The organism is Staphylococcus sp. FSL H8-0121 (genome assembly GCF_038008425.1).
In the GTDB taxonomy this organism is placed as follows: domain Bacteria; phylum Bacillota; class Bacilli; order Staphylococcales; family Staphylococcaceae; genus Staphylococcus; species Staphylococcus pasteuri.
This window is the reverse complement of the sequence record NZ_JBBOZB010000001.1, coordinates 889,754-902,187: the sequence shown is the minus strand read 5'-3', so window position 1 is coordinate 902,187 and position 12,434 is coordinate 889,754. Positions and strand designations below refer to the sequence as shown.

12 protein-coding genes are annotated in these 12,434 nt (G+C 32.0%); 5 read left to right on the top strand and 7 right to left on the bottom strand.

Annotation, left to right across the window (positions count from 1 at the left end; genetic code table 11):
* Positions 1-2 precede the first annotated feature (2 nt).
* From mnhD1 to kapB, 5 genes are all read right to left on the bottom strand, one after another.
* A complete protein-coding gene (mnhD1, locus tag LFT63_RS04310; protein WP_340768076.1) occupies positions 3-1,499 on the bottom strand; it encodes a Na+/H+ antiporter Mnh1 subunit D in 1,497 nt (498 codons plus the stop codon).
* On the bottom strand, positions 1,486-1,833 hold the full coding sequence (gene mnhC1 / locus LFT63_RS04305) for a Na+/H+ antiporter Mnh1 subunit C (RefSeq protein WP_017637434.1): 348 nt from the start codon (positions 1,831-1,833) through the stop codon (positions 1,486-1,488). The genes mnhD1 and mnhC1 overlap by 14 nt, the downstream gene beginning before the upstream one ends.
* Positions 1,833-2,261, bottom strand: coding sequence for a Na+/H+ antiporter Mnh1 subunit B (gene mnhB1 / locus LFT63_RS04300; protein ID WP_029055593.1), 429 nt, complete (start codon positions 2,259-2,261; stop codon positions 1,833-1,835). Before mnhB1 ends, mnhC1 begins: the two co-directional genes overlap by 1 nt.
* The gene (locus LFT63_RS04295) at positions 2,242-4,665 is read right to left on the bottom strand and encodes a Na+/H+ antiporter subunit A (protein ID WP_017637432.1); all 2,424 of its coding nucleotides are present in this window, start codon (positions 4,663-4,665) and stop codon (positions 2,242-2,244) included. Before LFT63_RS04295 ends, mnhB1 begins: the two co-directional genes overlap by 20 nt.
* 127 nt (positions 4,666-4,792) lie before the next feature.
* The gene (gene kapB / locus LFT63_RS04290) at positions 4,793-5,173 is read right to left on the bottom strand and encodes a sporulation phosphorelay system protein KapB (RefSeq protein ID WP_029055592.1); all 381 of its coding nucleotides are present in this window, start codon (positions 5,171-5,173) and stop codon (positions 4,793-4,795) included.
* 65 nt (positions 5,174-5,238) lie between these two features.
* Here kapB and LFT63_RS04285 point away from each other — a divergent pair, with 65 nt between their 5' ends.
* The 5 genes from LFT63_RS04285 to LFT63_RS04265 all read left to right on the top strand — a co-directional run bounded on the left by LFT63_RS04285 (position 5,239) and on the right by LFT63_RS04265 (position 10,824).
* Positions 5,239-5,832 carry a peptidylprolyl isomerase gene (locus LFT63_RS04285; protein WP_340768071.1) on the top strand — a complete coding sequence of 198 codons (594 nt, stop codon included), beginning with the start codon at positions 5,239-5,241 and terminating at the stop codon, positions 5,830-5,832.
* A 313-nt stretch (positions 5,833-6,145) separates the two neighbouring features.
* Positions 6,146-6,526 (top strand): S1 domain-containing post-transcriptional regulator Ygs, encoded by a 381-nt coding sequence (gene ygs, locus LFT63_RS04280; RefSeq protein ID WP_017637429.1) that lies wholly within the window; start codon positions 6,146-6,148, stop codon positions 6,524-6,526.
* A 235-nt stretch (positions 6,527-6,761) separates the two neighbouring features.
* A complete protein-coding gene (locus LFT63_RS04275) occupies positions 6,762-7,889 on the top strand; it encodes an NADH-dependent flavin oxidoreductase (protein ID WP_123186353.1) in 1,128 nt (375 codons plus the stop codon).
* A gap of 390 nt (positions 7,890-8,279) precedes the next feature.
* Positions 8,280-9,470: an ornithine--oxo-acid transaminase gene (locus LFT63_RS04270; protein WP_340768068.1), complete on the top strand. Its 1,191-nt coding sequence runs from the start codon at positions 8,280-8,282 to the stop codon at positions 9,468-9,470.
* A gap of 109 nt (positions 9,471-9,579) precedes the next feature.
* Complete coding sequence (locus LFT63_RS04265) at positions 9,580-10,824, top strand: Glu/Leu/Phe/Val family dehydrogenase (protein ID WP_029055589.1); 1,245 nt, start codon at positions 9,580-9,582, stop codon at positions 10,822-10,824.
* A gap of 75 nt (positions 10,825-10,899) precedes the next feature.
* On the opposite strand, the gene LFT63_RS04260 is transcribed toward LFT63_RS04265, so the two are convergent.
* Both LFT63_RS04260 and LFT63_RS04255 read right to left on the bottom strand, forming a co-directional pair.
* Entirely contained in the window at positions 10,900-11,193 is a 294-nt protein-coding gene (locus LFT63_RS04260) for a TfoX/Sxy family protein (RefSeq protein WP_029055588.1), read from the bottom strand.
* 62 nt (positions 11,194-11,255) lie between these two features.
* On the bottom strand, positions 11,256-12,158 hold the full coding sequence (locus tag LFT63_RS04255; protein WP_425332002.1) for a glycerophosphodiester phosphodiesterase: 903 nt from the start codon (positions 12,156-12,158) through the stop codon (positions 11,256-11,258).
* Positions 12,159-12,434 lie beyond the last annotated feature (276 nt).

Sequence of the window (12,434 nt, the reverse complement as noted above, 5' to 3'; positions counted from 1 at the left end):
CATTATTTACCTCCCAATACACTATTAATATATACGCTTGGATCATAGAATGTTTCTGCGCCATCTTTAATAATTGGGTATAGGACATCCGCTGATAATCCAAATAATACAGTAATGGCAACAGCAATCACTGAAACAGTAATTAAACCATAACTATTTACTTTAGTTGATATATCATATCCTTTAGGTGTTCCGAAGAATCCTTTTAAGAAGACTCTTATAACAGAATATAAAACCACTAAACTAGAGATTAATACTATGATACCTGTTAAATAAAATCCTTTTTCAAATGTAGCTTTTACGATATACAATTTACCGTAAAAACCACTAAGTGGCGGTATACCTGCCAAACTTAACGAAGCTATAAAGAATGTCCACCCAAGAACAGGATATCGTTTAATTAGTCCACCAAATTGACGTAAATCCGTAGTTTTTGTAATTTTATACATGACACCTATTAAGAAGAAAAGGGATGTTTTAACTAACATATCATGAATAGTGTAGTAAATAGCACCAATCATGCCCGTTTCATTCATCATAGCAACACCGACTAAAATAACGCCTACTGCAATCATGATATTATATAAAATGATTTTTTTCGTATCATAGTAGGATACTGCGCCAACACAACCAAAAATAATTGTTAATAACGCTAAGAATAATATGACATAGTTAGAAAAACCTACTGAACTATTAAAGAATAAACTTAATGTTCTGGCAATGGCATATACGCCTACTTTTGTAAGTAAAGCACCAAAGAATGCCATAATAGCAAACGGTGGTGCATAGTAAGCACCAGGTAACCATACATACATTGGGAAGACGCCAGCTTTAGTAGCAAAGACGAAAATGAATAGTATAAATACAATATTTACTAAGCCACTTTCATGTGCTGATAATTCATTCAAACGTTGACTGATGTGTGCCAAGTTTAAAGTTCCGACAACGGAATATAAAATAGCGACACCCATAACAAAGAATGATGAAGAAACAACATTAACTAATACATATTTAATCGTTTCTTGTAGTTGTATTTTTGTAGTGCCAATAACTAAAAGGCAATATGAAGACATTAAGAATACTTCAAAAAATACAAATAAGTTAAATATATCTCCTGTTGTAAAGGCACCAATAATACCTATAAGCATGAACATTACAGAGAAATAATAATAGAATCTTTCTCGGTCAACACCAATCGAATTATAAGAATATAGAATGATGAGTGCAGTAATAATAATACTTGTAATGATTAGTAATGCACTAAAAGTATCTAATACAAATACAATACTGTAAGGTGCTTTCCATGAGCCTAATTCCAATTTAATAGGTCCATTTTTAAATACATTATACAAATTAATAATAGATATAACTAAAGTAATCATTGTACCTGCTAAAGCGACATAACGTTTTATATATGTTCGTTTTCCAATAAAGACGAGTAATATTGCCGTTAGAATAGGTACAACTAAAGTAAGGGCTAGCATATTACTCTCTGACATCTTCTGGAACTCCTTTCATACTTTCCACGTTATCAGTACCTAACTCTTTGTATGTTCTAAAGGCTAGTACTAAAAAGAAAGCCGTAGTAGCAAATGCGATAACGATAGCTGTTAATATAAGTGCTTGAGGGATTGGATCAACATAGCTATGAATTCCTTTTTCGTGGATAGGTGATGCGCCATGTTTTAATCCACCCATAGTAATTAGAAATAAATTTGCTGCGTGTGTTAGTAGCGTAGTTCCCATAATGATTCGTATCAAACTTTTAGATAAAACGAGATAGACGCTGATTGCTGTAAGTATGCCACTAACAAATATCATAATAATCTCCACTATTCGTTCTCTCCAATCGATAAAATAATAGTCATTACAGTTCCTACGACTGCACATAAAACACCAAAGTCAAAGAATACAGCGGTTGTCATATGCATTGGTTGTAACAATGGAAGCGGAATATCAAAAGTAACATGTGTGAAAAAGTTATTAGACATAAACCAACTAGCCATTGGTGTGCCAACACAAAATAATAACCCAATACCTATAATTATTTTAAAATCTATAGGGAAAATTTTTCGCATCGTTTTAATATCAAATGCGATAGTAATGATAACTAAGGCACTAGAAAATAATAAACCACCGACAAAGCCGCCACCAGGAGTATAATGACCTGCAAGGAATAAAGAAAAACCAAACATCATAATCATGAAGAAAATAATGACAGCTGTATATTGAAACATTAAATCATTTTTCTGTCTGTTCATGACGTTTCACCTCACTCGTTTCTGTATGACGTTGATGCTTTTTGCGCAGTTTAATCATTGTATAAATGCCTAATCCTGCAATACCTAATACTGATGATTCAAATAACGTATCCATACCACGGAAATCGACTAATATGACATTGACCATATTCTTACCAGAAGCAAGATCATAGACATGGTCTTGATAGTAATGAGTAATAGATTCAAAGTGTCGGTTACCATATGCAATTAATCCTAAAATAATCACGACAAGTCCAATTCCTGCTGAGATTAATGCATTTGTTACTTTAAATGAACGTGTTTCGTTGTAACGGTTAAGATTAGGTAAGAAATAAAAACATAGTAAAAATAATGCAGTAGAAATTGATTCTACGACAAATTGTGTAAGGGCTAAGTCAGGTGCTTTAAAGAATATGAATAGCACAGATACTGAATAACCCACTGCACTTAACATAATAATGCTAAACAAACGAGATTTAGCAAATATAATTAAAAATGCTGCTATAACAAGTAAAGCGATAATTCCAACTTCAAAAATTCTAATATGACTAACATTTTTGAAATTAATAGTAAATGGCACGCTAAGTAATACAACAGTTGTTAATAATATTAATAAGCCAAAGATAATGACCAGATTATTTCTAGCAGAGCCAGTCACATAACTATTAGTCATATTTTTAGAATAAGTTGGGATATATTTTCCTAAACCGTCGTACCAATAATTAAAAGTAATTTGTTTAGGTTGTGCCTGTAATAATTTAATCCAATAAGCAAACGTTAAAATTAATAAAATTCCTACGATATAAATACAAATTGTAGTGATAAATGCTGGAGTTATACCATGGAATAAATGGAACTCAGCACTCACTTGAGAAGTTTGACTCATTGAAGCTGTTGCTGGTTCTATGATTGATTGTGTTAAAATTCCTGGGAATAAACCAAATACAATAACTAATATTGCTAATATAGCAGGCGAAATAAGCATTAATATCGATGCTTCATGAGCTTTATGAGGTAATTGATTTGGTTTATATTGTCCAAAGAATATATGCATAATAAATTTAATTGAATATACAAAAGTAAAGATACTACCAACAATAGCTAATATTGGAAAGATAATACCTATTGTATTTAAACTCATGGTATTTGCATGCGTTAATTCAATAACGGATTCAATGAATTTTTCTTTTGATAAAAAGCCATTGAATGGGGGTATGCCAGCCATACTTAAAGAAGTAATCACTGTAATTGTGAATGAAATTGGCATAATCGTTAATAAACCGCCTAATTTTCTAACATCACGAGTACCCGTACTATGGTCGACTGCACCAGTTATCATAAACAATGCACCTTTAAACGTCGCATGGTTAATTAAGTGAAATGCAGCTGCTGTGAAAGCCGCGATATATAATTGACTATCCTGACCTTCAAAGTGATAGCTAACAGCACCAATACCTAGCATAGACATAATCATTCCCAGTTGTGACACAGTAGAAAATGCTAAAATCCCTTTGAGATCTTGCTGTTTCGTAGCGTTTAATGATGCCCAAAACAAGGTAATTAATCCAACTAGAGTAACTGTCCAAATCCATCCTTGTGACACTGCGAAAATAGGAGTCATTCTAGCTATTAAATATAAACCAGCTTTTACCATCGTTGCAGAATGTAAATAAGCACTTACAGGTGTAGGTGCTTCCATTGCATCTGGTAACCATATGTAAAAGGGAACTTGTGCTGATTTAGTAAACGCACCAATTAGTACAAAAATCATTGCTAAGATAAAGAAAGGACTACTTTGTATATCAGCTACATGCTGAATAATATAACGAATACTTAGCGAATCTGCAGAAATAGAAAGTAAAATAATACCGCCTAGTAAACTTAGTCCTCCAAAAACAGTAATGATTAAAGACTTTTGAGCACCATAAATGGAAGCTTGCTTGTCTCTCCAAAATGAAATAAGTAAAAAACTTGAAAACGAAGTTAACTCCCAGAATAAATATAAAACGATAAGGTTATCTGAAAGTACAACGCCTAACATTGCACCCATGAAAAGTAATAAATAACAGTAAAAATTCCCTAATTGTTCTGATTGGCTTAAATAACCAATGGAGTATAAGACAACTAAACTGCCGACACCTGTTATCAGTAAACTAAATAATAATCCTAATCCATCTACATAAAGGTTAAAATTCATACCGACATGTGGCATCCACTTAAAAATTTTCATTACGGTATTACCTGACATAGTAGTCGTAATAAAAGTTAAGAAATATATAAATAAGACGACGGGGACAGGTAACACGAACCAACCTATGTGAATTCTTTTAAAGAATCTATATAAGATTGGGATAATGAGTGCAAATATTAACGGTAATAGTACCGCAATATGTAACAAACTCACTAAATTGTCCTCCTTTAAAAATGTTTATGATATTTATTATACATGAATCATATCATTCTGAAAAACGTGATACTGCTTGAAATCACTGTATTTCAATCGCTTTTAAATATGAAGAAACACGTCATTTTTAATAAAATTTTTGTTTGTATTGAATTGAATAATCATGTTTAAGTTGCTCTAAATTTTGCAATGAACGTTTCGCGTGGGCATCATTCTTTTCTTTAAGTTGTTCTTCTAAATTGGAAATGGCTTGTTGTAATGATTCCTCATATGACATTTTTTCAACATTAAAGTCACGTAATTGTGAACGCTTAGCATATCTCTTTTCAAAGTGACTTAATGCTCTACGTTCATGAAAGAATACATCTTCTGATTCATTTGGTGAATGTAAATCACCCTGTTTAGGATGTTTGATCACTTGTTCGACTTGAACTAAGACTTGATCATCATCTTCCTCTTTTATGGAAACGCCATAACTTCCAGTCTTGTGAGAAAATCGATATAACATTCTATATTACTTCCTTTCAAATATGTTAATATATACATATATCATAACATGAATGGAGAATTTTAATGACGAACTATCCTCAGTTAAATAAAGAGATTCAAGAAGATGAAATTAAAATTGTAATGCATACTAATAAAGATGATATGACATTTAAGTTATTCCCTAACATTGCACCTAAAACAGTTGAAAACTTTGTTACACATGCTAAAAATGGTTACTACAATGGTGTGACTTTCCACCGTGTCATCAATGACTTTATGGTACAAGGCGGTGACCCAACAGCAACTGGTATGGGTGGAGAAAGTATTTATGGCGGTGCATTCGAAGACGAGTTTTCATTAGAAGCATTTAACCTTTATGGTGCTTTATCAATGGCAAATGCTGGTCCAAATACAAATGGATCACAATTTTTCATTGTTCAAATGAAAGAAGTTCCTCAAAATATGTTAAGTCAACTAGCTGATGGTGGTTGGCCAGAACCTATCGTTAAAGCATATGGTGAAAATGGTGGAACACCATGGTTGGACCAAAAACATACAGTATTCGGACAAATTATTGAAGGGGAATCTACGTTAGAAGATATTGCTAACACTAAAGTAGGTCCACAAGATAAACCAGTTCACGATGTAGTTATTGAATCTATAGACGTTGAAGAATAAAAATTAATACGAGATACTTCTTATTGTTTTTTTGAAAAAGTCAAAAAGTATCGCGTGAGAATTAAATATAAATTAAAAATCACGATAGTAGGTTGATTACCTGTTATCGTGATTTTTTAATAGTTATTCTTAGGAGTTAAACGATATTAAAAATTCTGAGGGATAATTTGTTTTACTATGTGAAAAGCTATTGATTTATATTTTGTTATATTTATTGCAAAATAATTCAAAAAATTCAACGTTATAGTTAGTCCCTTAATTTGTTTTATGCTATGATAATAGTGTTAAGAAAACGAAATAAGGGGTTATCAAGTTGAATAATCACTATAAAGAAGGTCAACATATTAAGGTACGTGTGACTGGTATTCAACCGTATGGCGCATTTGTTGAGGCCCCTGACCATACTGAAGGACTTATCCATATTTCAGAAATCATGGATGATTATGTCCATAACTTGAAGAAATTTCTATCTGAGGGACAAGTAGTAAAAGCAAAGATTTTATCTATTGATAATGAAGGCAAACTTAACTTGTCACTTAAAGATAACGATTACTTTAAAAATTATGAACGTAAGAAAGAAAAACAGTCGGTGCTAGATGAGATAAAAGAAACAGAAAAGTATGGGTTTCAAACACTTGAAGAACGCTTACCGGTCTGGATCAAACGGTCTAAACGTACTATACGTCAAGATTAAATTGACGTAATTTAAATTCTTTATATTTCAAAAGTATAGAGAACTTATAGAAACGATAATTTCCAATAAATATTGGAAGTTATCGTTTTTATTTTGTATTTTATAAATAGTACAACTTAAAAATCATAGTATGAATAAACTGAAAAGTTTTGTGTATGACTGTAAGCAAAAAAATAGAGCGTACATATATTTCGTGATATAGTCGCATGTATTATTAAATGTGGAGGTTAAATATATGAACAGTAAATATAATCGATTGTTTGAGAGTGTAACATTACGTAATGGTGTAGAACTAAAAAATCGTTTTGTTTTAGCGCCATTAACACATGTTTCTTCAAACGATGATGGAACCATTTCTGATGTTGAATTACCTTATATTGAAAAACGTTCTAAAGATGTAGGACTTGCAATTAATGCAGCTAGTAATGTAAATGATGTGGGTAAAGCATTCCCTGGACAACCTTCAGTAGCACATGACTCTGATATAGAAGGACTAAAACAATTAGCACAAGCAATGAAAAAGAATGGTGCAAAAGCATTAGTTCAAATACATCATGGTGGTGCACAAGCTTTGCCTAATTTAACACCTAATGGTGATGTCGTTGCACCAAGCCCAATCTCATTAAAAAGTTTTGGACAACAAGAAGAACATGACGCGAGAGAAATGAGCGCTGAGGAAATTGAACAAACTATTAAAGATTTTGGTGAAGCAACAAGACGTGTTATTGAAGCAGGATTTGATGGTGTGGAAATACATGGTGCTAACCACTATTTAATTCATCAATTCGTTTCTCCTTACTATAATAGAAGAAACGATGTTTGGGCAGAAAACTTAAAATTCCCTAATGCTGTTATTGATGAAGTTTTAAAAGCTAAAAAAGAACATGCTTCAGATGACTTTATCGTAGGTTATCGCTTATCACCAGAAGAAGCAGAATCTCCTGGTATTACAATGGATATCACAGAAGAATTAATTAATTCAATTACTAAAAAAGATATTGATTATATACATGTATCTCTTATGGACGTTTATTCTAAAACACGTGAAGGTCAATACGAAGGACAAAATAGACTTAAATTAATTCATAAATGGATTAATGGACGTATGCCTTTAATAGGAATAGGTTCAGTATTTACAGCAGATGATGCTTTAAATGCTATTGAAGATGTAGGTGTAGAATTAGTTGCACTAGGTCGTGAGATACTTCTAGATTATAACTTTGTAAGTAAAATTGAAGAAGGTCGAGAATCAGAAATTATTAATAACTTTGATTCTGAACGTGAAGATAATCATGAATTACCACCAAATTTATGGGAACAATTTAATAAAGGCTTTTATCCATTACCAAGAAAAGATAAATAATATTTAAATGACTAGGATGATATCAAAAACCAATTGATATCATCCTAGTTTTTTATATAGAAACAAAAAGAAAATTATCATAATTTTTCAGATGAAAAATATACTAATAATACTGATATCACAATGTTTTTAAAACTTAAAATTATATATAATGATGAATTTTTAAACTTTTACTTGTACAACATAGTAGGCTTGTGTCATTATATTTGTAAGGGCTTTCAAAACTAAAGGTTGATCCTATTTTCTTGAGCATTTTAATAGAAAATCTCAACTAATCTTTATAATTAGAAAATTTTGAAATATATTTGTATAAACAGTTTGAGAGCCGGTAAAAATCAGTTATGATATTGGTAATTAGCTTTAATATTTATTAAACAAAGGGGAGATATTATGACTAAGTCAGAAGAAATCATTGAATTAACAAATCATTATGGAGCTCACAACTATGTGCCACTGCCGATTGTAATTTCAGAAGCGGTAGGTGTATGGGTGACAGATCCTGAAGGTAATAAATATATGGACATGTTATCTGCTTATTCAGCAGTAAACCAAGGTCATAGACATCCTAAAATTATTCAAGCACTTAAAGACCAAGCTGAAAAGGTCACTTTAGTATCACGTGCTTTTCACAGTGATAATTTAGGCGAATGGTATAAGAAAATTTGTGAATTATCAGGTAAAGAAAAGGCATTACCAATGAACACAGGTGCTGAAGCTGTTGAAACAGCATTAAAAGCAGCACGTCGTTGGGCTTACGATGTAAAAGGTATTGAACCAAACCAAGCTGAAATTATTGCATTTAATGGTAATTTCCATGGTCGTACAATGGCTCCAGTATCATTATCATCTGAAGCAGAATATCAAAGAGGATATGGTCCATTACTTGATGGTTTCCGCAAAGTTGATTTTGGTGATGTTGAAAAATTAAAAGCAGCTATTACTGACAATACTGCAGCTATTTTAGTTGAACCTATTCAAGGTGAAGCTGGTATTAATGTTCCTCCAGAAGGTTATTTAAAAGCTATAAGAGAACTTTGTGATGAACACAATATTTTATTTATTGCCGACGAAATTCAAGCTGGCTTAGGTCGTTCTGGTAAACTATTTGCTACTGATTGGGATAATGTTAAACCAGATGTTTATATTTTAGGGAAAGCATTAGGCGGCGGTGTATTACCAATCTCTGTTGTATTAGCTGACAAAGAAGTGTTAGATGTATTTACACCAGGTTCTCACGGATCAACATTCGGTGGTAATCCATTAGCATGTGCTGTGTCATTAGCAGCTTTAGATGTCATTGTAGATGAAGACTTACCTGGTCGTTCATTAGAACTAGGTGAATACTTTAAATCAGAATTACAAAAAATTGAACATCCATCTATTAAAGAAGTACGCGGACGTGGATTATTTATCGGAATCGAGTTAACTGAAAATGCAAGACCATACTGTGAATCATTGAAAGAATTAGGTTTATTATGTAAAGAAACACATGAAACAGTTATTCGATTTGCACCACCACTTGTGATTACTAAAGAAGAATTAGACATTGCTATTGAAAAAATTAAACAAGTATTTCAATAAGTTCAAAAAGTTGTAACAATCATTTTGTAACCCCTTTAAAAAGGATAAAGTTGTGTTACAATAATGAATGAAAGCGAAATCATTAGTTAAAAAAGAGGCGAAAAGGATCATGACTGAGAATAATAATTTAGTGACTTCTACTCAAGGAATTATTAAAGAAGCTTTGCATAAATTAGGTTTTGATGAGGGTATGTACGACCTTATCAAAGAACCACTAAGAATGTTACAAGTACGTATACCAGTTCGTATGGACGATGGAACTGTTCAAACATTTACTGGATATCGTGCACAACACAATGATGCTGTAGGTCCAACTAAAGGGGGCGTACGTTTCCACCCAGATGTTGATGAAGAAGAAGTTAAAGCTTTATCAATGTGGATGACATTAAAATGCGGTATTGTTAATTTACCATACGGCGGTGGTAAAGGCGGAATCGTTTGTGACCCTCGTCAAATGAGTATTCACGAAGTAGAACGCTTATCACGCGGCTATGTTAGAGCTATCTCACAATTTGTAGGGCCGAACAAAGATATTCCAGCACCAGACGTATTTACAAACTCACAAATTATGGCTTGGATGATGGATGAATATAGTGCGTTAGATAAATTCAATTCACCTGGATTTATCACTGGTAAACCAATTGTATTAGGTGGCTCTGAAGGTCGTGACCGCTCAACTGCATTAGGCGTAGTTATAGCTATCGAACAAGCAGCTAAACGTAAAGGTATGGATATTAAAGATGCTAAAGTTGTTATCCAAGGTTTTGGTAATGCTGGTAGTTTCTTAGCAAAATTCTTATATGATTTAGGTGCTAAAGTAGTAGGTATTTCAGATGCTTATGGCGCGCTACATGACCCTAATGGTTTAGATATAGATTATCTATTAGATAGAAGAGATAGTTTCGGTACTGTTACTAATCTATTTGAAGAAACAATCTCAAATAAAGAATTATTTGAATTAGATTGCGATATTTTAGTTCCAGCTGCAATTTCAAACCAAATTACTGAAGATAATGCTAATGACATTAAAGCAAGTATCGTAGTTGAAGCAGCAAATGGTCCAACTACTCCAGAAGCAACACGTATTTTAACTGAACGTGGTGTATTATTAGTACCAGACGTGTTAGCAAGTGCTGGTGGTGTAACAGTTTCTTACTTCGAATGGGTTCAAAATAATCAAGGTTATTACTGGACAGAAGAAGAAGTTAATGAAAAACTACGTGAAAAATTAATCACAGCATTTGATACTATTTATGAATTATCACAAAATAGAAAAATTGATATGCGTTTAGCAGCCTATATCGTTGGTATTAAACGTACTGCTGAAGCTGCACGTTACCGTGGTTGGGCATAAACACAAATTGTTATAATTTTAAATTAAATTAAAACATTCACTCAAAGACAATTGAGTGAATGTTTTTTTGATTAATTATGTTAAATCCTTTTTAATTTGGGATAAAACTTTTAAAATCATATCGCTATCTTCCGTAAAAGGATAATGTATCATTTTTTTGGAATTAGGATAAGGCTCTACTAATTCATAATTAGGTAATGTACTTAGTGAAGAATTTGTAGCTTTAACTAGTAAACGATTGTCATACAAACCGCCAACGACTGCCTTATCATAATATATAATATATTCTCCCATCATTTTACGAGTAGTAATATGATCGTCTTTTAAATGATCCAAAAATTGATTTAATGTTTCTTCGCTTGTTGCCATTTTTTCACTGCCTTTTTAATATATGAATATTATTAATATATACCCTATATTCTTCATATATTTCATTCGTGACTTATATTTTTATATTTATCAGCATAGTTGGTAAACACACCATCAACACCATAATCATTTAGACGTTGCATATATGTTTCGTTATTAACAGTAAATGGATGAATGAGGAAACCTAAATCTTTTAAATGTTTTGTATTGTTTTCGTTTAAATCTGTATATTCTGGTCCTACACCAATAGCATATGATTTGATTCGTTTTAAGTCTGATTCAGTTTGAGATGTTAGTTCTCCTTTATCTAATAAACGAATTAATGGGATATTAGGACTTAATTGTTTCATTTTTTGTAAACTCGGTTCAGAAAATGATTGAACTATGACGTGACCATTTTTAAGGGATTGATTTGTCAGCATACCATGTTTATTTAATGATTGAATTAATTGATTTTCCATACCTGGATAGACATCTGGTGATTTTGTTTCTATATAATAATTAGCATTTTTACCATAGCGACTTAAAATTTCATCTAAAGTAGGAACTTTAGCATTTTTATACTCTGATTTAGCTAAATTAGGGTGTTGTTTATTGAACCAACTACCAGCATCAAGTTTCTTTAATTCGTCTAAAGTATAATCTTCAACACGACCATGTCCATTTGTAGTACGATCAACAGTTTCATCATGCATAGCTACAAGATGCCCATCTTTCGTTCTTTGTAAATCAATTTCTATGTATGAAGCACCTAATTCTCTATGACTTTTATCATATGAATTGAATGTATGTTCGGGTGCATATCCGCTTGCACCTCTATGCGCAATTGTAGTATGTGCTTCTCCGGTTAGGTTTTTTTGCCAATTTGTTGATTGATTTTGATTTGAAGAGGACTGTGTGGATTGCTGATCATATTGACCATTATTAGTTTGTCCATTACCGCTTGCATATACAGGATTAGCTATACCTAATAAAGATACAGTTGCAACACTTGCGAAAACCCATTTGTTTATTTTCATCGTAATAACATCCTTTCAATAAGTGTGTTATCACTATCATGACAATATTTCCAAATACTAGAAATAGAATTTACTGAATAATTAATTAACTCTAAAAAAATTAATACATTCTTCAAAATATCATTAAAGTTTAACTGTAATTTTACATAAAAACAGCCTGGGACATAAATCAATGTCTCAGGCTACAATTATATATAGGCAGTAGTTGACTGAATTGAAAAT